Below are 23039 nucleotides of genomic sequence, written 5' to 3'. Positions count from 1 at the left end.
GCGACGCTGAACTGCCGCGCTTGACGCGCCTTGCTGCCAGCCCCGACCGAGACTAGGCTCTCGCTCCGCAACAACGAGGTTCGGAGAGAATTGTCATGTCGCCAGCAGAAGCCCGCCTGAGGGAAGTGCCCTCCAACATGACGGAGGCCGAGTGGCAGCAACGGGTCAACCTCGCCGCCTGCTATCGCCTCGTCGCGCTGTACGGCTGGGACGATCTGGTCGACACCCACATCTCCGCGCGCGTGCCCGGTCCCGACCATCACTTCCTCATCAACCCCTACGGGCTGATGTTCGAGGAGATCACGGCCTCGAGCCTCGTCAAGGTCGACCTGCACGGCAACCAGCTCTCCGAGAGCGAGTACAGCATCAACCCGGCCGGCTTCACCATCCATTCGGCGATCCACGAGGTGCGCGAGGACGCGATCTGCGTGCTGCATCTCCACACGCTCGACGGCACCGCGGTGTCGAGCAGCGCCGAAGGACTGCTGCCGCTGAACCAGACCGCCCAGCTCGTCACCCACGACCTCGCCTATCACGACTATGAAGGCATCGCGCTCGACCACGACGAACGGCCGCGGCTGCAGAAGGATCTCGGCAACCACAACCACATGCTCCTGCGCAACCACGGCACGCTGACCGTCGGTCGCTCGGTCGCCTCCGCCTTCGAGCGCATGTATCACCTCGAGCGCGCCTGCTCGATGCAGGTGCGCACCCGCGCCCTGGGCACGCCGGTCTATCCGGTCGAGGAGATCGCGATCGAGAAGAACACCGAGCTGCTCGCCAACCGCGACCGCGCCGAGCTGCGCGCGAACAACCTCGTGTGGCCGCCGCTGCTGCGCAAGCTCGACCGCGTCAATCCCGGCTACCGCTCTTGAGATTTTCCGGATTTGATGTAGGGTATCACCCAACGAACCTCTACGCCTTTTGGAATGAAACGCCGCCCAATTCCGGGCGGCGTTTTTATTTTGGCCCAGCGGACTCCACGCCCGTCATTGCGGGGCGCCCTTGCGACGAAGCAATCAAGACCGTTTCCCCGGAAGGCTTCCTGGATTGCTTCGCTACGCTCGCAATGACGGGGAGAGAGCCTTCGCCGAATGAAGGTCTCATAGGGTGGGCAAAGGCGCGCTCTTCGCGCGCCGTGCCCACGTCTTCTATCGCGATCGGATAGAGGTCGTGGGCACGGCGCTTTGCGCCTTTGCCCACCCCTACCGCACCGTGCTTATTTCACCTCGGCCAGCGCTGCGAGAATCCGGGCCCAGGAGCGGATGCCTTTCTGGTAGCTGCGGAGATCGTACTTCTCGTTCGGCGAGTGGATGTTGTCGTCGTCGAGGCCAAAGCCGACCAGCAGCGAGTCGAGCCCCAGCGTGCGCTTGAAATCGGCAACGATCGGGATCGAGGCGCCGGAGCCCATCAGCACGGTCTCCTTGCCCCATTCCTCCGCCAGCGCCTTGCTGGCGGCAGCGAGCGGCTTCATGTTCCAGTCGAGCGCGACCGCGGGCGCGGCGGAATGGTCGCCGAACTCGACCTTGCAGTCGCCCGGAAGCCGCGCCGTCACGTAATCGCGAAAAGCCTTGCGGATCTTTGCGGGGTCCTGCCCCTCGACAAGGCGGAACGAAACCTTGGCCGAGGCATGCGAGGGGATCACCGTCTTGGAGCCCTCGCCGATATAGCCACCCCAGATGCCGTTGACGTCGCAGGTCGGACGCGAGGAGGCCTGCTCGATCAGCAGCCGGCCCTTCTCGCCCGCCGGAATCGACAGACCGATCGGATTCAGGAACATCTCCGGCGTCAGGTTGAGCTTCTTCCACTGCTCCAGGATATCGGGCGGCAGATCCTTCACCCCGTCATAGAAGCCGGGAATGGTGATGCGGTTGTCGTCGTCGAACAGGCCGCCGAGAATTTTGGTGAGCACCCGGATCGGATTCATCGCGCTGCCGCCGAACACACCGGAATGCAGATCGCGATTGGCGGCGGTGATCTTCAATTCTTCATAGAGCAGGCCGCGCAGCGAGGTCGTGATCGCGGGCGTGTTGCGGTCCCACATGCCGGTGTCGCAGACCAGCACGTAATCGGCCCTAAACTCGTCCTTGTTGGCCTCGATGAACGGCACGAAGTTCTTCGAGCCGACCTCCTCCTCGCCTTCGATCAGGAAGGTGACGTCGATCGGCAGCGAACCCGTCACCTTCTTCCAGGCGCGGCAGGCCTCGACGAAGGTCATGACCTGGCCCTTGTCGTCCTCGGCGCCGCGCGCGACGATGATCTTGCGGCCGTCGGCATGGTCGGTGACCACGGGCTCGAACGGCGGACGGTGCCAGAGATCGAGCGGATCGACCGGCTGCACGTCGTAGTGGCCGTAGAAGATCACATGCGGCCGTCCGCCTGCCCCGGTCTTGCCGACGATCGCGGGATGACCGGCGGTCGGGCGCACTTCGGTGGCGACACCGAGGCTCGCGATGTCCTTGGCGAGATGCTCGGCCGCCGCCTTGCAATCGGCGGCAAAGGCCGGATCCGCGGAAATCGACTTGATCCGCAACAGCGAGAACAGACGCTCCAGGCTGTTGTCAAAATCCTTGTCGATGTGGTCGAGCACGGATTGAAGCTGCGCATTGGCCATGGTCGTATTCCCGATTGTTGATCTCAAGACGTCTTAGGAGGTCTTGGCTTTTAGCGCTGTCGCAGGCTCGGGGCCAGCCGCAACCGGTGGATGGCGGATGTGCCATGCGAGCGCACCGGCCAGGATGGCAGTCGCGAGCAGGTTATTGCCCCAGGCCTGCAGGACATTGGGAAACCACGGCAGCGCCAGCAGCATGAGGATGCCGGCAGCGCCGAGCGCAAGCCAGGTTCCGAGGCGCACACTCACGCGCTCGTCGAAGGCCGCGCGATGCATCAGCACCGTCATCGGGAAGAACAGCCACATGAAGTAGTATTGCCGCGCCAGCGGCGATGCCACGGTCATCAGGCAGAACAGGATGCCGAGCTCCTCGGCATCCGAGCGCGGCGTCCGTCGCGCTTGCGCTGGCATCACCGCGACGAAGCCGAGCCCGAGCAGCACTGATACCGCCAGCACGATCCAGTTCGCCGTCTTGTAGTCGACATCGATGACATTCATCGTGCGCGGCGGCTTGTTGGGATCTTCCTGATTGTAGTTGATCGGCCGCACCAGGCGATGCGTGACCGCGATGATGGACTGGTTGACCCACGACCAGTTCTGCTCGTCGCGCTGGCCAAAACCCTTTTCAGAGCTCGACCCGACCATGCCCTGATACCAGGTCGCAAGTTCGGCCGCATTGCGCTCGAAGCCGCGGATCGGCGCCGGCACGACGTAGAGCAGGATGCCGGTGAAGGCGACCGTCGCGGCGGCGGCAGCCCATCTCCGCCGCCACACCAGATAAGGCAGCACCGCGATCGGAAACACCTTGATGGCGGTGGCGAGTGCAAACATGAATCCTGCGAGCCACGATCGTTGATGTTGCAGGCTCCAGAATCCGTAGAGCATCATCGCCAGCAGAACGAGATTGGGCTGGCCGAGGTCGAACATGTCGAACACGAACGTCACGGTGACGAAAGCCGGCAGAGCCTCAAGCCAGGGCCCGGGCTGGCGGCCCGAGCCGGTCATGGCATTGGAGATTATCCCGGTGTACCACCACGCCGCCGCATTCAGGACCGACAGGACGATGTAGAGCGGAATCTTGCCGAACCAGCTCGGAATCGCGAGCAGGATCGCGGGCAGCGGCGGATAGATGAATTCGAACTGGTGATCGATTTCGGTGGGATAGAGCGGTCCACCATGCAGCACCTGCTGGCCGGCCCAATACCACAGCGCATAGTCCTTGGTCTTGCCACGGCCGAAAAGCTCCGGCCCGAGGACGTCGGCGGCCAGGATCAAGCAGCAGAGCAGGAAAAGCAGGTCGAGTGGCGACCGCAGCGACAGGGATCGGAGCGCGCCGGGTTTGGCGAAAGGTTCAGCTGAGGTCACGATGGGGTCCAGTTAGGGGCCATAGCACCTAGCAGACAGACGGATGGTTGGTGTCCTCTTCACCCGAATTTGTACCCGGCGCAAGCGGCGCGTTTACCGACGAATTGCTTCGAACAAAGGCTTGCTGCCTATCTCCGCAGCAACCCGCCGAGCGCACCGCGGACCAGGGTGCGGCCGACCGAGCCGCCGAGCTGGCCGCCGATCGACTTGCCGACATTGGCGGCCAGCCCGCCGATCACCTGGTTGGTGACCGATCGCGTCACGTCGCGCGCGATGACCTGGCCGGTCGAGAGGCGGCCGCGCTTGACGTTGGTGCCGAAAATGGTGCCGACGATCGAGCCGATCTGGCCGAGGATGCCGCCACCGCTTCCACCCGTCGAGCCGTCGGCCGTGGCCGCGGTGCCGGCGATGCGCTTCTGAAGCATCTCGTAGGCGGATTCGGCATCGACGGCGGTGTCATATTTGCCCTTGACCGGGCTTGCATCCATGATCGCCTTGCGCTCTTCCGGCGTGATCGGCCCGATCCGGGCCGATGGCGGCCGGATCATGACACGCTCGACCATCGTCGGCGTGCCGTTGCCCTCGAGGAAGGACACCAGCGCCTCGCCCTTGCCGAGCTCCGTGATCACCTTGGCGGTGTCGAGCTTCGGGTTGGGGCGGAAGGTCTGGGCCGCCGCCGCAACCGCCTTCTGGTCACGCGGGGTGAAGGCGCGCAGCGCATGCTGCACGCGGTTACCCAGCTGGCCGAGCACGCGGTCCGGCACGTCGATGGGGTTCTGCGTCACGAAGTAGACGCCCACCCCCTTGGAGCGGATCAGGCGCACCACCTGCTCGATCTTGTCCATCAGGGCCTTGGGCGCGTCGTTGAACAACAGATGCGCCTCGTCGAAGAAGAACACCAGCTTCGGCTTCGGCAAGTCGCCGGCCTCGGGCAGCTCCTCGAACAGCTCCGACAGCATCCACAACAGGAATGTCGCGTAAAGCCGCGGGCTCTGCAGCAGCTTGTCGGCGACCAGAATGTTGACCATGCCGCGGCCGTCGCGATCGGTCTTCATGAAATCCTTCAGCGCCAGCGCCGGCTCGCCGAAGAACTTGTCGGCGCCCTGATTCTCCAGCACCAGGAGCTGGCGCTGGATGGTGCCCACCGTGGCCCTGGTCACGTTGCCGAAGCCCTGCGCCTCCTTCTTGATGTCGCCAAGCGGGCTGTCCTCGGCATCCGCCCCCTTCTTGCCGGCCTCCGGCACGATGGCATCGAGCAGCGCGCGCAGATCCTTCATGTCGATGAGGGTGAGCCCGTTGTCGTCGGCGACGCGGAAGGCGACGTTGAGCACACCTTCCTGCACATCGTTGAGGTCGAGCATGCGCGCGAGCAGGAGCGGCCCCATCTCGGTGACGGTCGCCCGCACCGGGTGGCCCTGCCCGCCGAACACGTCCCAGAACACCGTCGAGAACTGGTCGGGCTGGAATTTCAACCCCATCTCGGAGGCGCGCTTGACGATGAAGTCCTTGGCCTCGCCGACCTCGGAGATGCCGGAGAGGTCGCCCTTGATGTCGGCGGCGAAGACCGGGACACCGGCGCGCGCAAATCCTTCCGCCATGACTTGCAGCGACACCGTCTTGCCGGTTCCGGTCGCGCCGGTGACGAGGCCATGGCGATTGGCCAGCGCCAGTGTCAGCCATGCCTGCTCGTCTCCCTTGCCGACGAAGATCTTGTCGTCAGTGTCGCCGAGCCTGCTATCCTGTGCCGTCATTATTCTCTCTGATCTCTCTGCCGTGTTTCGCGTATTGAAACCCAAAGGCGCCAGTTCCGCAGTTTAACGCATGTCGCGCGCCGATTAAAACCGTTCAACGTGCCCCAAACATGCGACATTGCCGGAAACAAGCGGACGACATCGGCCGAAAGTTGGAACGAGGGGTTCGCACCGCGGTAATTTCTTGCAGATTCCATCTCCGCTCGTGCATCGCTGCAACACTTCTCACGCGTTCGGGAGTGAATCGGATCGTTGGTCGCGTTCATCGCTTGTATTTCACATCGCACCGGCTCAAGATCATTTTCGAAAACAATACTCCGGCATGTGAACCGGCTGAGGGGCAGGCCATATGGACGAGCTGATCGGACGGCTGGCGGCGAACGCCAGCATAGATAGTGCTGTCGCCGAAAAGACCGTCGGCATTATCCTGGGCTTTCTCCGCAGTGAAGGCCCTTCCGACAACGTCGAAGCCCTGATCAATCAGATTCCCGGAGCGGAAGCGGCGATCGAGGCGTCCAAGAGCGGCGGCGGACTGTCGCGGCTGATGGGCGGCGGACTGATGGCCGTCGGCACGCGCCTGATGGGGCTGGGACTCGGCATGTCCGAGATTCAGACCATTGCCCGTGAACTTTTCCGCTACGGCCGAGACAAAATCGGAGCGGATCAGATGGGCAAGATCATCGCGGGGACGCCGGGCCTCAGCCAGTTCGCCTGAGCGACGCTTTTCATATCGAGTATCATGACATATCCGATCTCCGAGATTGAGGGCCTGCCCTCCTTTGCCGCCAACAAGCTGAAGGCGCAGGGCATCCGCACCACCGACGCGCTGCTCGAGGCCGCCTCGACCGTGAAGGGCCGCAAGGCGCTGTCCGCCAAGACCGGCATCAGCGAGCAGCTGCTGCTGGAATGGGCCAACGTCTCCGACTACATGCGCATCCCCGGCATGGGCCGGGCCAAGGTCGGCCTGGTCCGCGCCGCCGGCGTCACCACCGTGCGCGAGCTCGCCTATCGAAATCCGGCGCGGCTGGCGCAAAGCATGCGCGAGGCCAACGAGAAGAAGAAGCTGGTCCGCATCCTGCCGTCGGAGAAGTCGGTCGGCGACATCATCGCCAAGGCCAAGAAACTGCCGCCGAAGATTACGTATTGATCGGCTACGCTCCATCCCCGTCATCCTGAGGTGCGAGACGTGCGGCGCGTAGCGTCGCGCGGGGAGCCTCGAAGGATGAGCGGCCACGCTGCCGCCAGATGGAGAGAACCAAGCCGTCGCCCTTCGAGGGCCGCTGAAGAAGCGGCCACCTCAGGGTGACGGTGAGAGAGTGCCACTGCCCCCCAACTCCGCCGTCATACCCTGCGAAGGCGGGGTATCCAGTACGCCGCGGCTCCTCCGTATCACCGCACTGCCTCGGAATACTGGATTGCCCGCTTTCGCGGGCAATGACAGCAGGGGCATTGGTCTTGACTCCCCCTCCCCGACCGCGCAAAGCGGGCCGCATGAATGCCTCGCCCTCCCCTTCCGTCCCGCCGGCCGGCTCGGCCGGGCAGGATGTGCTGCGCACGCTGATGGGCCGGCCGATCCCGGCGGTGATGGGCGTGCTCAATATCACTCCGGATTCCTTCTCCGACGGCGGCAGGTTCATCGCGCCCGAGCGGGCACTGGTGCGGGCGCGGGCGATGATCGCCGATGGCGTCGACATCATCGACATCGGCGCCGAATCCACCCGGCCCTACACCGGCGCCAAGGCCGTCACGGCCGAGGACGAGCTTGCCCGGCTGAGGCCGGTACTATCAGCCGTCGTCGCGCTCGGCGTTCCCGTGTCGATCGACAGCATGAAGGCCGAGGTGGTGCAATTCGCGCTCGACCAGGGCGCGGTGATCGCCAACGACGTCTGGGGCCTGCAACGCGACGCCGACATGGCGCCGCTGATCGCCGCGAGGGGCGTCCCCGTCATCGTCATGCACAACCGCGACAGCGTCGATCCCGCCATCGACATCGTCGCGGACATGAAAGCATTCTTCCTGCGCTCGCTGGATATCGCCGCAAATGCCGGCATCGCGCGCGAGAGCATCGTGCTCGATCCCGGCATCGGCTTCGGCAAGACCGCCGAGCAGAGCATGATCGCGCTGGCGCGCTTACGCGAACTCGACATATTCGGCCTGCCGATCCTCGTTGGTGCCTCGCGGAAACGCTTCATCGCCTCGGTGGCGCCGTCGGAGCCATCGGAGCGGCTCGCCGGCTCGATCGCCGCGCACCTGATCGCCGCACAGCGCGGCGCCAGGATCATCCGGACCCACGATGTCGCCGAGACCTTGCAGGCCCTGCGGGTGGCACACGCAATCGAGAGCAAGCAATGACCGATACGATCTTCGTGACCGGCCTGTCGATCCATGCGCGCCATGGCGTGATGGATCACGAAACCGAAGTCGGCCAGCGTTTCGTCATCGACCTCGAACTCTACACCGACCTGTCGGAGCCTGCGCGCACCGACCGGCTCGCCGACACGGTGTCCTACGCCGAAGTCGTGGCGACCACGACGGCGGCATTCAAGAACACCAATTACAAGCTGCTGGAAGGCGCGGCCGGTGCGGTTGCGGATGCCATCCTATCGCACTTCCCGCGCATCCGTGCGGTGAAGATCACCGTGCACAAGCCGCACGCGCCGATCGCCGCGATCTTCGACGACGTCGGCATCATGCTGACGCGCTCGCGGCATCCGTGAAATGGGAAACGTGCTGATCGCACTCGGCGGCAATGTCGGCGATGTCCGCGCGACATTCAAAAAGGCGATCTCGCACATCTGCGGCATGGCGCAAGCCGCACTGATCGCGCGCTCCTCGGACTATGCGACGCCGCCCTGGGGCGACGAGGACCAGGCCCCCTTCATCAATGCCTGCGTCGAGATCGAGACCAGCCTCGATCCGCACGCGCTGTTGTTCGTGCTTCAGAAGGTCGAACAGAAATTCGGCCGCACGCGGGACAAGGAGCGGCGCTGGGGCCCGCGCACGCTCGATCTCGACATGATCGCCTACGACGATGTCAGCTTGCAAAAGCCCGACCTGACGCTACCGCATCCGCGCCTGTTCGAGCGTGCCTTCGTGCTGGTGCCGCTGGCCGAAATCGCGCCCGACCGCGTGATCTCGGGCATTCGTGTGCGTGACGGGCTTGCCAGCGTCTCGACACAAGGCATTGAGCGGCTTCCGGATACCGGTTAACCAAAAACAACCGTTTGCAGGGACGGTCCGCCGTGGCAATTTCCCCTGCGAATAACAAGATTTTCGGGAGCCCCTCGCCGCATGACCTCCGTGACTGACGACCTGCCGCTGGCGGCGGATTTTCCCAAGGCCACAGTCGAAGACTGGCGCAAGCTGGTCGACGGCGTGCTGAAGGGCGCGCCGTTCGAGAAGCTGGTCGGCAAGACCTATGACGGAATCAAGATCGATCCGCTCTATCCGCGCGCCAAGGGCGTTGCGCCCGTGGTGGGCCGGCCGGCGGCGGCGGCGTGGCAGATCGTGCAGCGGATCGACCATCCCGACGCGGCGCTCGCGAATGCGCAGGCCTTGCAGGACCTGGAGAACGGCGCGACAGGGCTTGCGCTGGTGTTCGCCGGAGCCAATGGCGCTCACGGTTTCGGCCTGGAACCTTCGGCCGAGGCGGTCGCAAAGGTCTTGAAGGACATTCATCTCGATGCCGGCATCGGCATCGAGCTCGAGATCGGTCCGCAATCGCGGATGGCCGCGATCCATGTCGCGGAATATGTGAAGAGCGCTGGTCTCGATCCCGCGGCCTGCAACATCCGCTTCGGGCTCGATCCGCTCGCGGCCGGCGCGGTGTGGGGCCACAGCCCCTATAGCTGGGAGGAAATCGCGCCCGCCGTCACCGGCGCCGTCAAGGGTCTCGCCGCGCTCGGCTTCAAGGGGCCGTTCGCCTCCGCCGACGGACGCGTGATCCACGATGCCGGCGGATCGGAAGTGCAGGAGCTCGCCTTCGTGCTCGCCTGCGGGGTTGCTTATCTTCGCGCGATCGAAGGCGCCGGCGTCCCCCTCGAGCAGGCGCAAGGCATGGTCTACGCGCGGCTTGCCGCCGACGCCGACCAGTTCCTCACCATGGCAAAATTCCGCGCGCTGCGGCTGTTGTGGGCGCGCATCGAGACGGCGTGCGGGCTCACGCCGAAGCCGCTGTTCATTGCCGCCGATACGGCCTGGCGGATGCTGACGCAGCGCGATCCTTACGTGAACATGCTGCGCGCGACCATGGCGACATTCGCGGCGGGGCTGGCCGGCGCCAATGCCATCACCGTGCTGCCGCACACGCTGGCGCTTGGCCTGCCGGATCCGTTCGCGCGCCGGGTGGCGCGCAATACCCAGCTCCTGCTGCTGGAGGAGAGCAACCTCGCCAAGGTCAGCGATCCCGCGGCCGGCGCCGGCGGCATCGAGACGCTGACGGCGCAACTCTGCGAGGCGGCATGGGCGCTGTTCCAGGAGAGCGAGAGCGCCGGCGGCGCCTTCGCCGCGCTCCAGCAGGGCCTGTTCCAGAGCAAGGTCGCAGCGACGCGCAAGGCGCGCGATGCCAACATCGCGAAGCGCCGCGACATTCTGACCGGCGCCAGCGAGTTTCCGAACCTGCAGGAGAGCGAGACGGCGGTGCTGAAGGCAACGCCTGTTACGCTCGCGCCTTACGGGGAACAGACATACAAGTTCGAGGCGCTGCCGCCGATCCGGCTGGCAGAGCCGTTCGAGGCGCTGCGCGACAAATCCGATGCGGCACTGAAGGCGCGGGGGACGCGGCCAAAAGTCTTTCTGGCCAATCTCGGCACGCCCGCCGATTTCACGGCGCGCGCGACCTTTGCGAAGAGCTTCTTCGAGGCCGGCGGCATCCAGGCTGTCGAGAGCGAGGGTTTTGCCGATCCGGCCAATCTGGCGGCCGCCTTCAAGGCCTCCGGCGCCGCGCTTGCCTGCCTTTGTTCCAGCGACAAGGTCTATGCGGAACACGCCGAAGCCGCGGCGAAGGCCCTGCAATCGACCGGCGGGCGACATATCTATCTGGCAGGCCGCCCGACTGATGCCGAGGCGGCGCTGCGGGCCGCCGGCGTCACGGGTTTTGTCTTCGCCGGAGGCGATGCGCTTGCCACGTTGCAAGATGCCTATCGACGGATGGAACAGGCATGACAGACGCCAGCAAACCCGTTCTCACCGGCGGCTGCCAATGCGGGGCGGTGCGCTTTGCGGTCTCGACGGCGCCCAGCAAAGTCAGCATCTGTCATTGCCGGATGTGCCAAAAGGCAACCGGCGCACCGTTCGCCTCCTTCGCCGACATCGAGAAGACGGACTTTGCTTGGACCAAGGGTACGCCATCAGCGTTCCAATCCTCGTCGATCGCGATGCGCGATTTCTGCGCCGCCTGCGGCACGCCCCTGAGCTTCCGCCGCATCGACGGTCCTCGCATCGAGATCATGACCGGTGCCTTCGACCGGCCGGACCACGTGGTGCCGACACGGCAATATGGCACCGAATCCCGGCTCGGCTGGGTGGTCGGCATCGCCAACCTGCCGAGCCAGACCACGCAGCAGAATTACGGACCGGAGAAGATGGCGACCATCGTCAGCCATCAGCATCCGGATCATGATTGATAATATGGTTGAAACCATGACCCGCATTCCCAATTTCGCCGACGTCGCCTTCGAGCGGACCGCAACCACGGCGCCAACTGGCAGCGCCGAGCCCTGGCTGACGCCGGAAGGCATTTTGGTGAAATCTGCCTATGGCGAGGCGGACCTTGCCGGGCTCGATTTCCTCGAGACCTATCCGGGCATCGCGCCCTATCTGCGCGGCCCCTACCCGACCATGTATGTCAACCAGCCCTGGACCGTCCGGCAATATGCCGGCTTCTCCACGGCGGAGGATTCCAACGCGTTCTACCGCCGCAACCTGGCTGCGGGGCAGAAGGGCCTCTCGGTCGCCTTCGACCTCGCCACCCATCGCGGCTATGACTCAGACCATCCGCGCGTCGGCGGCGACGTCGGCATGGCCGGCGTCGCCATCGATTCCATCTACGACATGCGTACGCTGTTCGCAGGGATTCCGCTCGACCAGATGAGCGTATCCATGACCATGAACGGCGCGGTGCTGCCGATCCTCGCGCTCTATGTTGCGGCCGCCGAGGAACAGGGCGTACCGCCCGAAAAACTCTCGGGCACCATTCAGAACGACATTCTGAAAGAGTTCATGGTGCGCAACACCTATATCTATCCGCCGGCGCCCTCAATGCGGATCATCTCGGACATCTTCGCCTACACCTCGCAAAAGATGCCGAAGTACAATTCTATTTCCATCTCCGGCTACCACATGCAGGAGGCCGGCGCGACGCAGGACCTCGAGCTCGCCTATACGCTCGCCGACGGCGTCGAATATCTGCGCGCCGGCCTTGCCGCGGGCTTGGATGTCGACCGCTTCGCGCCGCGGCTGTCGTTCTTCTGGGCGATCGGCATGAACTTCTTCATGGAAGTCGCCAAGATGCGCGCGGCGCGCCTGCTCTGGGCAAAGCTACTCAAGCCGTTCAATCCGAAAGACCCGCGCTCGCTGTCGCTGCGCACGCACAGCCAGACCTCGGGCTGGTCGCTGACCGCGCAGGACGTCTTCAACAACGTGATGCGCACGACCGTGGAGGCGATGGCGGCCACGCAAGGCCACACCCAGTCGCTTCACACCAACGCGCTCGACGAGGCCTTAGCGCTGCCGACCGATTTTTCGGCGCGCATCGCCCGCAACACCCAGCTGTTCCTCCAGCAGGAGAGCGGCACCACCCGGATCATCGATCCCTGGGGCGGCTCGTATTACGTCGAGCGCCTGACGCGCGACCTCGCGGCCAAGGCCTGGGGCCACATCCAGGAGGTCGAGGAGCTCGGCGGCATGGCGAAGGCCATCGAGGCCGGCCTGCCGAAGCTGCGCATCGAGGAGGCTTCCGCCAAGACGCAGGCGCGGATCGACGCCGGCAAGCAGGCGGTGATCGGCGTCAACAAATACAAGCCGACCGACGAAGACAGAATCGAGATTTTGAAGGTCGACAACACCAATGTCCGGCGCTTGCAGATCGACAAGCTGACGCGGCTGAAGTCCGAGCGCAACCAGAAGGACGTCGAGGCCGCGCTCGCCGCGCTGACGCGGTCGGCCGGCGAAGGCAACGGCAATCTGCTCGCGCTCGCCATCGACGCGGCACGCGCGAAGGCGACCGTCGGCGAAATCTCTGACGCAATGGAGAAAGTGTTCGGCCGCCACCGCGCCGAAATAAAATCCATCACCGGCGTCTACAAGCGGGAGGCGTCCAGCATGGGCAACCAGGTCGAGAAGGTTCAGGCGCTGATCGACGCCTTCGAGGAGGCGGAAGGCCGCCGTCCGCGCATCCTGGTCGCCAAGATCGGCCAGGACGGCCACGACCGCGGCCAGAAGGTGATTGCGTCGGCGTTTGCCGATATCGGCTTCGACGTCGACATCGGACCGTTGTTCGCGACCGCCGATGAAGCCGCGCGGCAGGCGGTCGAGAACGACGTGCACATCCTCGGCGTCTCTTCGCTCGCCGCCGCCCACCTCACCGCGGTCCCCGAATTGAAGGCCGCGCTGAAAAAGCAGGGCCGCGACGACATCATGATCATCGTGGGCGGCGTGGTGCCGCCGCAGGATTACGATGCGCTCTACGCGGCCGGCGCCGAGGCCATCTTCCCGCCCGGCACCGTGATCGCGGATGCGGCCGAGGAGCTGATCCGCAAGCTGAATGCCCGGCTCGGCCATAGCGAGGCGGCGGAGTAGATGATAGAGTGGCCGTGCAACCGGCCAGTCTGTGTCCATGACGCGCGACGAAATCATCGCGGCGATACGCAAGAACGCCGACGCCATCAAAGGCAAGGGCGTGTCGAAGCTCGCCATCCTCGGCTCGCGGGCCGGCGAAGACTACCGCGCCGACAGCGATATCGACATCCTGGTCGAGGTCGAACCGGACACCACTTTCTCGCTACTTAACCTGATCGATGTCGAACACATCATCGAGGAGGCGACCGGCCTGCAGACGCAGGCAACCGTTCGCCGCTCGATGTCCCCCCGCTTTGCGCCGCACAGCGCAGACGACATCATCGAAATATTCTGACGCTCACGCAGGAGCACAATCCTTGAAGTTCATGACCGGTTTGAGCGTCGCCTTGGCGCTGAGCGCAACATGCGTGTTTTCCGCCCTCGCCGCCGATCCCAAACCCGACGCCGTCGTCAAGAACAAGAGCATCGAGGCGCGAATCTTCCTCGATGACGGGATCAAGGCGGATGCGGCGCTGGCCGCGGACTGTCTCACGGAAGGCAAAAAGTGGCTCGACAAGAACGCGACTGAAGCCGCCGCCTCACGCAAGCAGGACCCGCAATTCTTCAGAGATGGCGGCTGGGATTTTGAGCGCAAATACAGCATCCGCTCCGTTGTGGCCGACCGCTATGTCAGCGTCCTGCGCAACGACTACATGGACACCCACGGCGCCCACCCCAACTCGGACGTGAATACGATCCTGTGGGACAGGACGGCGAACAAGCGCATCGCGATCCGCCCGTTCTTCACCGAGACCGCCGATGGCGGCCCCACCATGAAGGCGATGGTCAAGGCCGTGATCGCCTCGCTCAAGGCGGAGAAGAAGAAGCGCGACACCAGCGAGACCGCCACCGACGAATGGTTCAAGGGCGTGGAGCCGAGCCTGCTCAAGATCGGCGCGGTGACGCTCGCCCCGTCGACCGAAGCGGGCAAGAGCTCCGGGCTCACCTTCCACTATCCGCCTTACGCGGTCGGCCCCTACGCCGAGGGCGAATATGTCGCATTCGTGCCCTGGGAAACGCTGAAGCCGCACCTCACCGCGGAAGGCGTGCGCGTCTTCGGCGGCGCACGCCCGAAGGGTGATGCGGACGTGCCGCAGTGATCATGTTTTGAGCAGCACCGCGTTGCTCACAACGCTGTGGTAGCGCTACCTTGCAGCCCCGCTGCAAAGCCGATTAGAATGTCGCCATTGACAAGAGCGCCCGACGTCACGGGCGCCGCTGGGAGGCATTCAATGTCCAAGATTTCGCGCCGCACCTTTGCGGCCTCGACCGCTGCCGTTGCAGCATCCGCCGCATTCGGCTTCAAGCCGGCACTGGCGCAGGCCTATCCGGCGCGTCCGATCACCGTGATCGTGCCCTGGGGCGCCGGCGGCGGCACCGATGCGACGGCGCGCATCGTCGCGGCGCTGCTGGAAAAGGATCTCGGCCAGCCCTTCAACGTGGTCAACCGCACCGGCGGCTCCGGCGTGGTCGGCCACAGCGCGATCGCGACCGCACAGCCCGACGGCTACACCATCGGCATGCTCACGGTCGAGATTTCGATGATGCACTGGCAGGGCCTCACCGAGCTGACGCCGAAGAGCTACACGCCGCTTGCGCTGATGAACGAGGACCCGCCGGGCATTCAGGTCTCCTCCTCCTCGCCCTACAAGACGGTGAAGGAGCTCGCCGAGGCGATCAAGGCGGCCCCTCCCGGCAAGTTCAAGGCCTCCGGCACCGGCCAGGGCGGCATCTGGCACCTCGCACTGGTCGGCTGGATGCAGGCGATGGGCCTGCCCGCCAATCAGGTCGCCTGGGTGCCGTCGAACGGCGCCGCTCCGGCGATGCAGGATCTTGCCGCCGGCGGCCTCGACCTCACCACCTGCTCGGTGCCGGAAGCGCGCGCCATCATCGAGGCCGGCAAGGCGAGGAGCCTTGCCATCATGGCACCCGCGCGCAACCCGGTCTTCAAGGACGTGCCGACGCTCAAGGAGGCGATGGGCATCGACTATGCGACCGGCGCCTGGCGCGGCATCGCCGCGCCCAAGAACCTGCCGCCGGAGATCGCCACCAAGCTCACCGCCGCGCTGAAGAAGGTCTACGACTCCGCCGAGTTCAAGGACTTCATGAGCAATCGCGGCTTCGGCACCGTGTGGGGCGATGCCGGCCAGTTTGCCAGCTTCATGGACAAGGGCGACGCCCAGATGGGCGAAGCGATGAAGGCCGCAGGCCTGAGCAAGGCGTGACGTTTCACCTCTCCCCGCATGCGGGGAGAGGTCGAATTCGAGCTCCGCCCGAATTCGGGTGAGGGGGAATCTCCGCGAGTCCAACTCTCACCGTCCGCGCGGAAAGTCCCCTCACCCGACCCTCTCCCCGTAAGAACGGGGAGAGGGAGAAGAAACCCCCACAGGACCCCTCCTATGCGTCTTCCCGACTCCGTCACGGGATCGTTTCTCGTCGTGCTCGGCGCGGCTGCCGCCTATGGCGGCTACATCCTGCCGCCGGTGCCGGGGCAGCCGGTCGGCCCCAACGTGTTTCCACTGGTGATCGGCATGGGCCTCGCACTGTGCGGGCTCGCGATCGTGTTCGGCATCGGGCATTCCTTCGAGGAGGAGGAAGAGCTGGTCCCGCTCGAGGACGGCCAGGCGGCTGCCCCGCCGCCACAGGGTAAGCTCTACGGCCTGCGCGCCTTGCTGCCGCCGGCGCTGCTGCTGTTCTACGTCCTTGCCGCCGACCGGCTCGGCTTCATCATCACGGCCGCGATCATAGTCTACGTGACTTCGACGGCGCTCGGCGCCAAGTGGAAGCTGGCACTGCCGCTCGCGGCGCTGTCGCCGTTCGCCATCCACCTCATCTTCGGCAAGCTCTTGCGCGTGCCGCTCCCCGCCGGCCTGCTGCCGACGCCCTGGTAATCCCATGCTGAAAACCCTGCTCGACGCCTTTGCGCTGATCTCCACCTGGGAGGTCATCATCGCGATGTTCGCAGCCTCCGTGTACGGCCTCGTCATCGGCTCGCTGCCGGGGCTGTCGGCGACGATGGCGACCGCCCTGCTCGTTCCCGTCACCTTCTACCTGTCGCCGATCGCCGCGATCGCGACCATCGTGGCGGCGTCCTCGATGGCGATCTTCTCCGGCGATATTCCCGGCGCGCTGCTGCGCATTCCCGGCACGCCCGCTTCCGCCGCCTATGCGGACGAAGCCTATGCGATGACACGCAAGGGCCAGGCCGAGCTTGCGCTCGGTGCCGGCGTCTGGTTCTCCGCGGTCGGCGGCATCGCCGGCGTGCTGTCGTTGATGATCCTGGCGCCGCCGCTCGCCGAGATCGCGCTGTCGTTCTCGACCTTCGAATATTTCTGGCTGGCGCTGCTCGGCCTGATGTGCGCCACCCTGGTGGCACGCTCCTCGCCGGTGAAGGCGATCGCCGGCATGTTCATCGGCCTGCTCGTCTCCTGCATCGGCATCGAGAATCCCGGCGGCGTGCCGCGCTTCACCTTCGGGATCACCGATCTGTTCGGCGGCATCGAGCCGATCCCGGCGCTGGTCGGCGTGTTCGCGGTGGCGCAGGTGATGCGCGCGATGCTGACGCCGGAACCACCCCCCCTGCCGCGACGAAAATTCGGAAGCATCATGGCCGGCCAATGGAGGCTGACGAAGCTGTATCACTGGCAGATGACGCGCGGGAATATCGTCGGCATCATCATCGGCGTGCTGCCCGGTGCCGGCGCCGACATGGCCGCGTGGGTCTCCTACGCGATGTCGAAGCGCTTCTCCAAGGAGCCGGAAAAGTTCGGCACCGGTCATGTCGAAGGCCTGGTCGAGGCCGGCGCCAGCAACAATGCCAGCATCGCCTCGGGCTGGGTGCCCTCGCTGCTGTTCGGCATCCCCGGCGACACCATCGCCGCGATCGCGATCGGCGTGCTCTACATGAAGGGCCTCAATCCCGGCCCGACGCTGTTCACCGAGAAGGCGTCGAGCATGTACGCGATCTACCTGATGTTCATCATCGCGAACATTTTGATGATCCCGCTCGGCATCGCCATGATCCGGGTCGCCGCCTACATCCTGCTGGCGCCGCGCTCGACCGTGATGCCGATCATCATGCTGTGCTGCGCGGTCGGCTCGTTCGCGATCGGCAACAACATGTTCGGCGTCGTCACCGTCGCCGCCTTTGGCGTGATCGGCTACGTCATGGAGGCGAACGGCTATCCCGTCGCCGCGATGGTGCTCGGCATCGTCATGGGCACCATGGTGGAGCAGGCTTTTGTCACTTCGCTGATCAAGTCCGACGGCAGTATCCTGCCGTTCTTCGAGCGCCCGGTCGCGGCGATCCTCGCCGCCATGGCGATCGGCGCCCTGCTCTGGCCGGTGATGGTGTGGATCTGGCGCAAGGTGAAACCGGCGCAGGCGGTCGCGGCAACGACCCGGTGATATCGGGCGGGCGGCCCTCGCCTGTCTCCCCTCGGCGTTGTAAAGCAGGGCATGACTAAGGCCTCGCTCGACATCAAGACCCTCGCCCGCGACCTCCGCGCCGGCAGTCGCGCGGCGCTCGCGCGGGCCATCACGCTCGTGGAGAGCCGTCGCGCGGACCATCAGGCGCTGGCGCGGGAGCTGGTGCAGATGCTGCTGCCCGACACCGGCAAGGCATTTCGCGTCGGCATCACCGGTTCGCCCGGCGTCGGCAAGTCCACCACCATCGATGCGCTCGGGACCTATCTGATCGAACAGGGCCACAAGGTCGCGGTGCTCGCGGTCGATCCGTCCTCGGCGCGCAGCGGCGGCTCGATCCTCGGCGACAAGACCCGGATGGCGCAGCTCGCGGCCTCCGACGATGCCTTCATCCGCCCCTCGCCGTCCTCGGGCACGCTCGGCGGCGTCGCCGCCAAGACGCGCGAGGCGATGCTGCTGTGCGAGGCCGCCGGCTTCGGCGTCGTGCTGGTCGAGACCGTCGGCATCGGCCAGTCCGAGACTGCGGTCTGCGACATGACCGATTTCTTCCTTGCCTTGATGCTGCCGGGCGGCGGCGACGAACTGCAGGGCATCAAAAAGGGCCTGGTCGAGCTCGCCGACATGATCGCGATCAACAAGGCCGATGGCGACAATCTCAAGCGCGCCAAGATCACCGCTGCCGACTATCGCGGCGCGCTGCATATCTTGGCGCCGCGATCCGAGCATTGGCATCCGCCGGTCGAGACCTATTCGGCACTGACCGGCGACGGCATCGCAAAGATCTGGCAGAAGGTTCTGGATCACCGCAAGGCGATGAATGCCTCCGGCGACTTCGCGGCGCGGCGGCGCGAGCAGCAGGTGAAGTGGATGTGGTCGATGCTGGAGCAGCGCATGCTGGCGCGGCTGCGCAGCGAGGCCTCGGTGCGGACCAAGGTTCGCAAGATCGAGGCTGAAGTCGCCGGAGGCCATCTCACGCCGGCGCTCGGCGCCGAGCAGATTCTGGAGTTGCTGCAATGAGCGACAAGCTCCGCATTCTCCTCACCGGGTTTGGTCCGTTTCCCGGCGCGCCCTATAATCCGACACAGCTGCTGGTGGCGCGGCTGACGCAGCTGCGCCGGCCCGCACTCGACGATGTCGAGCTGGTGAGCCACATTTTCCCGGTGACCTATGCCGCGGTCGACCGGCAATTGCCTGACGTGCTCGCTGCGCAAAGGCCCGACGCGCTGTTGATGTTCGGTCTCGCCGCACGCACGCCTTACCTGCGCATCGAGACCCGGGCGCGCAACGCGGTCACCATGCTCTGGCCGGATGCCGCCAATACCCGCTCGAGCAAGCGCGGCATCGCCGGCCATGCGGACGCGATGATGTTCGGCCCGCACACCGCAAGGCTGCTGCGCGCCGCGCGCCTAACCGGCATCGACGCGCGCCCCTCGCGCGACGCCGGCGCCTATCTCTGCAACTATTTGAGCTGGCGTGCGATCGAGAACGTCAGGGCCGGCGGGCCAAGGCTCGCCGCGTTCATCCATATTCCCCTGCTGGCACGCAGCGGCGCGGTGCGGCGCAAGGGGGCGCCGCGCATCACGCTGGAGGAGCTGGTGGATGCGGGGGAAGCGATGTTGATGGAGGTGGCGCAATTGGCGAGGAAGCGACGCACTTCATAGGGTGGATTAGCGAAGCGGAATCCACCTCTTCTGTCCCCGCGGATAGAGACCGTGGTGGGTTACGCCTGACGGACTGCGCTTCGCGCAGCCGCAAGGCTGACCCACCCTACGGCACTTCGCTTTGCGTAAACATTTAACCCTACCGCGAACAATCCTCACGGCTCCGGCCGCGCTGCGCTACCTAACCGCTGCGGACTCCCGCGTCCGCCGGAGGACGCACCATGGACCTCAATCGCCGTCATCTCATCGGGGCTTCGACCGCAGGCATTGCCGGCGCACTCGCCATGCCGGCCGACGACGCGCGTGCGGCGCCGTTGACCTCGCTGCTCGGCCGCGATGCCACACAATATGGCGTGCGGCCCGGCAGCAGCGAGGACCAGACCCGCGCACTGCAGCGCGCGATCGACGAGGCCGCGCGGGCGCAAATGCCGCTCGCCCTGCCGCCTGGCATCTACCGCAGCGGATTGCTGCGGCTGCCGAACGGCGCACAAATGATCGGCGTGCGCGGCGCGACCAAACTCGTCTTCGCCGGCGGGGCATCGGCGATCCAGAGCGACGGCTCGGACTCGATCGGCCTCACCGGCATCACATTCGACGGCGCAGGCATTCCGCTGCCGACACGGCGCGGGCTGATCCACGTCCTCGGCGGGCGCGATGCACGCATCACCGATTGCGAGATTACGAGCTCGGGCGGCAGCGGCATCTGGCTCGAGCAGGTCGCCGGCGATATCTCCGGCAACATCTTCACCGGCATCGCGGCGACGGCCGTGGTCTCGTTCGACGCCAGAGGTCTCAGCGTCTCCCGCAACACGATTCTCGGCACCAATGACAACGGCATCGAGATCCTGCGCACGGCAATCGGCGACGACGGCACGCTGGTGGCCGACAACCGCATCGAGAACATCAAGGCCGGTCCCGGCGGCTCCGGCCAGTACGGCAACGCCATCAACGCCTTCCGCGCCGGCAACGTGATCGTGCGCGGCAACCGCATCAAGAACTGCGACTATTCCGCGGTGCGCGGCAATTCGGCGTCGAACATCCACATATCTGGCAACAGCGTCAGCGACGTGCGCGAGGTCGCGCTTTATTCCGAGTTCGCGTTCGAGGCCGCCGTGATCGCCAACAACACGGTCGACGGCGCCGCCGTCGGCGTCTCCGTCTGCAATTTCAACGAGGGCGGCCGCATCGCGGTGGTCCAGGGCAACATCATCCGCAACCTGATCCCGAAGCGCCCCATAGGCACCGCGCCGGACGACGATGCCGGCGTCGGCATCTACATCGAGGCGGACACATCGGTGACCGGCAACGTGATCGAGAATGCGCCGTCCTATGGCATCGTCGCCGGCTGGGGCAAATATCTGCGCGACGTCGCGATCACGGGCAATGTAATCCGCAAGGCACTGGCCGGCGTCGGCGTCTCCGTGGTGCCCGGCGCCGGCACGGCGCTCGTCAACAACAACATGATCTCGGAAACCCCGCGCGGCGCCGTGGTCGGCCTCGATCACGCCCGCGCGGTGACGGCGGACCTGTCGGCCGACGGCGCGCAGCGCTTTGCGCAGGTGGTGATCGGCGGGAATGCGGTGCGGCGGTAGGTACACGGCGGCAGCCGGGCCGTGCATCCTTCGAGGCTCGCTCCGCGGTGCTCTGCACCGCGAAACTCGCAGGATGACGGACTAGCCATAGGTTGTTGCATCAAAACTTGACAACCACGACACCACCGTCATCCTGAGGTGCGAGCCGTGCGGTGCAGAGCACCGCGCGGAGAGCCTCGAAGGATGATGTAGTGGGCATCTATGTCTACATGCTGCGCTGTGCCGACGGCTCCTTGTATATTGGAAGCGCGACCGGTGAGGACACGTCGAAGCGGGTCGATGAGCATAATGCCAGCGCCTATCCAGGATATACCTATTCGAGGCGCCCGGTCGTCCTGGTGTGGTCGGAGTATTTCGATCGGATCACTGATGGCATTGCGGCTGAGCGGCAGCTCAAGGGATGGAGCCGCGCCAAGAAGGAAGCGCTCATTCGATCGGATTGGAAGTCGGTGAGTCAGCTCGCGCGACGGCGCGCGGGAGCGCCTCAGGATGACGGAGTTGAGGGGGACGCGGTGGTCCTCTTGGGTCTTCGCGCTAGAACGCGTTCCGCAGCAGCGGGTATTTCGCTTCGATGCCGTCGAGGCTGAGGGTGAATTCGACGACGCGCTCGGGGGCTGCGACGATTTCGTCCGCGGGGGGCGAGAATTGCTGCAGCAGCGTTGCCATCGCAGCAGGCGTGGCGACCGGCGGCTTCGCAGCGGGCGCTGTAGGTGGCGCCATTGCGGCAGGCACGGCGACCGGCGGCCTCACAACAGGCGCGGTGCGCGGGGCCATTGCGGCGGGCGGAGCCACCGGCGGCCTCACCACGGTTGCGGTTGACGGCGCCCTCGCAGCGGGAGCCCTGAGCGTCGGCATCTCGGCGGGCGCAGTGAACGACGCCATCGCAACGGGCGCAGCCAGCGGCGCGAGCGGGGCTTCGGCGACTTCCGCGAGAACATCCGGCTTGGGCTCGAGCCTGACCGGCACGGCGGTCTCGGGAGCGATGTGGACGGCCTTTGGCTGCAAGGTCTTTGGCTGCAAGGTGTTGGGCTGCACGGTCTGCACCTGCTGCTCGCGCGGAAACACGCGCGGCATCGTCGCCGGCGACCAGCCGAATGCGGAGGTGACGCTCGCGGCCGCTGCCGCGACGTCCCCGCCGGTGGCGATGGCGCGCCAGGTCTGGACGGCGCGTTTGGCTTCCTGGATGTTTTCGAGAAAGGCGAGCTCGGAGTGATAGCGGCGCCAGCGCCCGGTCTCGAACATTTCGGACAGATGCTCCAGCCGCTGTTCGGCGAGAGTGCACCAGCGTGCCGCGACCTCGCGGCTGCAACCCTCCGCGCGGAAAGGCGCGCGACCAGACTCTTGGCGATGTGTCATGAACCAGCCCGTTGGGAGAAAACACGGACGCGGGGGACGCAACGCACACGAATCAATTTAGACGCGACATGAATATTTTGTGGAAAAGTTTTGACTTGTCCAGCAACGACACGCCGTCCGTCATGAAACACCGTAGTCCCGCGGAGAATTGCTGTGATTTCGAGTCAAGCTTCGCGCAAGCATGACGGACGTGCGCTGCACTTGACGGACGCGGGCGCTCAGCGCCGCCGCGATCGCTCAACCGGAGGCTGATCTCGAATATCGCTTCAAGGAATCGGATGCCCAAAAAGAAAAGACCCGTCCGGGGGGACAACCGGACGGGTCGAGCCATATGGGCGCTTGGGGTGGATGGGCGCTCGCGCCTGATATGACTGATGGGGAGGGATGACCGCTCCCACATAATTTGGTCGTGCTAGCCGGCTGAACGTTCAATGCGGGGTTT

At 65.4% G+C, this 23039-nt stretch carries 21 protein-coding genes and 1 pseudogene; 18 read left to right on the top strand and 4 right to left on the bottom strand.

Going from position 1 to position 23039, the window contains the following annotated elements; genetic code table 11:
- Positions 1–95: 95 nt before the first annotated feature.
- Positions 96–875: a class II aldolase/adducin family protein gene (locus GGD63_RS09040; protein WP_183240984.1), complete on the top strand. Its 780-nt coding sequence runs from the start codon at positions 96–98 to the stop codon at positions 873–875.
- A 344-nt stretch (positions 876–1219) separates the two neighbouring features.
- On the opposite strand, the gene GGD63_RS09035 is transcribed toward GGD63_RS09040, so the two are convergent.
- From GGD63_RS09035 to GGD63_RS09025, 3 genes are all read right to left on the bottom strand, one after another.
- The gene (locus GGD63_RS09035; protein ID WP_183240982.1) at positions 1220–2614 is read right to left on the bottom strand and encodes a M20/M25/M40 family metallo-hydrolase; all 1395 of its coding nucleotides are present in this window, start codon (positions 2612–2614) and stop codon (positions 1220–1222) included.
- A gap of 33 nt (positions 2615–2647) precedes the next feature.
- Complete coding sequence (locus GGD63_RS09030) at positions 2648–3976, bottom strand: glycosyltransferase family 87 protein (RefSeq protein WP_183240981.1); 1329 nt, start codon at positions 3974–3976, stop codon at positions 2648–2650.
- 128 nt (positions 3977–4104) lie between these two features.
- Entirely contained in the window at positions 4105–5727 is a 1623-nt protein-coding gene (locus tag GGD63_RS09025; RefSeq protein WP_183240979.1) for a helicase HerA-like domain-containing protein, read from the bottom strand.
- A 349-nt stretch (positions 5728–6076) separates the two neighbouring features.
- On the opposite strand from GGD63_RS09025, the gene GGD63_RS09020 reads away from it, so the two are divergent.
- The 17 genes and pseudogenes from GGD63_RS09020 to GGD63_RS08940 all read left to right on the top strand — a co-directional run.
- Positions 6077–6442: a DUF2267 domain-containing protein gene (locus GGD63_RS09020; protein WP_183240977.1), complete on the top strand. Its 366-nt coding sequence runs from the start codon at positions 6077–6079 to the stop codon at positions 6440–6442.
- 24 nt (positions 6443–6466) lie between these two features.
- Positions 6467–6874, top strand: coding sequence for a DUF4332 domain-containing protein (locus tag GGD63_RS09015; protein WP_080136780.1), 408 nt, complete (start codon positions 6467–6469; stop codon positions 6872–6874).
- Between the two features lie 344 nt (positions 6875–7218).
- Positions 7219–8079: a dihydropteroate synthase gene (gene folP, locus GGD63_RS09010; RefSeq protein ID WP_183240975.1), complete on the top strand. Its 861-nt coding sequence runs from the start codon at positions 7219–7221 to the stop codon at positions 8077–8079.
- Positions 8076–8444, top strand: a complete 369-nt coding sequence (folB, locus tag GGD63_RS09005) for a dihydroneopterin aldolase (protein WP_008132622.1) — start codon at positions 8076–8078, stop codon at positions 8442–8444. Before folP ends, folB begins: the two co-directional genes overlap by 4 nt.
- Before the next feature lies 1 nt (position 8445).
- On the top strand, positions 8446–8937 hold the full coding sequence (gene folK, locus GGD63_RS09000; protein WP_183240973.1) for a 2-amino-4-hydroxy-6-hydroxymethyldihydropteridine diphosphokinase: 492 nt from the start codon (positions 8446–8448) through the stop codon (positions 8935–8937).
- An 81-nt stretch (positions 8938–9018) separates the two neighbouring features.
- Positions 9019–10890, top strand: a complete 1872-nt coding sequence (locus GGD63_RS08995; protein WP_183240971.1) for a methylmalonyl-CoA mutase subunit beta — start codon at positions 9019–9021, stop codon at positions 10888–10890.
- Positions 10887–11351: a GFA family protein gene (locus GGD63_RS08990; RefSeq protein ID WP_183240969.1), complete on the top strand. Its 465-nt coding sequence runs from the start codon at positions 10887–10889 to the stop codon at positions 11349–11351. The genes GGD63_RS08995 and GGD63_RS08990 overlap by 4 nt, the downstream gene beginning before the upstream one ends.
- Before the next feature lie 16 nt (positions 11352–11367).
- The gene (gene scpA / locus GGD63_RS08985; RefSeq protein ID WP_183241606.1) at positions 11368–13524 is read left to right on the top strand and encodes a methylmalonyl-CoA mutase; all 2157 of its coding nucleotides are present in this window, start codon (positions 11368–11370) and stop codon (positions 13522–13524) included.
- A 37-nt stretch (positions 13525–13561) separates the two neighbouring features.
- On the top strand, positions 13562–13858 hold the full coding sequence (locus tag GGD63_RS08980) for a nucleotidyltransferase family protein (RefSeq protein ID WP_183240967.1): 297 nt from the start codon (positions 13562–13564) through the stop codon (positions 13856–13858).
- A 31-nt stretch (positions 13859–13889) separates the two neighbouring features.
- Positions 13890–14663, top strand: a complete 774-nt coding sequence (locus GGD63_RS08975; protein WP_183241604.1) for an RsiV family protein — start codon at positions 13890–13892, stop codon at positions 14661–14663.
- A gap of 132 nt (positions 14664–14795) precedes the next feature.
- Entirely contained in the window at positions 14796–15788 is a 993-nt protein-coding gene (locus GGD63_RS08970; protein WP_183240966.1) for a tripartite tricarboxylate transporter substrate binding protein, read from the top strand.
- Positions 15789–15962: 174 nt separating this feature from the next.
- Entirely contained in the window at positions 15963–16454 is a 492-nt protein-coding gene (locus GGD63_RS08965) for a tripartite tricarboxylate transporter TctB family protein (RefSeq protein ID WP_183240964.1), read from the top strand.
- 4 nt (positions 16455–16458) lie between these two features.
- Positions 16459–17970 (top strand): tripartite tricarboxylate transporter permease, encoded by a 1512-nt coding sequence (locus GGD63_RS08960; RefSeq protein WP_183240962.1) that lies wholly within the window; start codon positions 16459–16461, stop codon positions 17968–17970.
- A gap of 51 nt (positions 17971–18021) precedes the next feature.
- On the top strand, positions 18022–19005 hold the full coding sequence (gene meaB / locus GGD63_RS08955; RefSeq protein ID WP_183240960.1) for a methylmalonyl Co-A mutase-associated GTPase MeaB: 984 nt from the start codon (positions 18022–18024) through the stop codon (positions 19003–19005).
- Positions 19002–19649: a pyroglutamyl-peptidase I gene (locus GGD63_RS08950; protein ID WP_183240958.1), complete on the top strand. Its 648-nt coding sequence runs from the start codon at positions 19002–19004 to the stop codon at positions 19647–19649. Before meaB ends, GGD63_RS08950 begins: the two co-directional genes overlap by 4 nt.
- A 221-nt stretch (positions 19650–19870) precedes the next feature.
- Positions 19871–21241: a TIGR03808 family TAT-translocated repetitive protein gene (locus GGD63_RS08945; protein ID WP_183240957.1), complete on the top strand. Its 1371-nt coding sequence runs from the start codon at positions 19871–19873 to the stop codon at positions 21239–21241.
- A 191-nt stretch (positions 21242–21432) separates the two neighbouring features.
- A pseudogene (locus tag GGD63_RS08940) lies at positions 21433–21726 on the top strand (GIY-YIG nuclease family protein); the annotation flags it as partial.
- Positions 21727–21775: 49 nt separating this feature from the next.
- Here GGD63_RS08940 and GGD63_RS08935 read toward each other — a convergent pair.
- Positions 21776–22597, bottom strand: coding sequence for a TIGR03809 family protein (locus GGD63_RS08935; RefSeq protein ID WP_183240955.1), 822 nt, complete (start codon positions 22595–22597; stop codon positions 21776–21778).
- Positions 22598–23039: the final 442 nt, after the last annotated feature.

Origin of the sequence: Bradyrhizobium sp. cir1 (assembly GCF_014198245.1) — a bacterium.
Classification (GTDB): Bacteria; Pseudomonadota; Alphaproteobacteria; order Rhizobiales; family Xanthobacteraceae; genus Bradyrhizobium.
The sequence above is the reverse complement of the archived record's forward strand: the minus strand, read 5'-3'. Positions and strand labels throughout refer to the sequence as shown.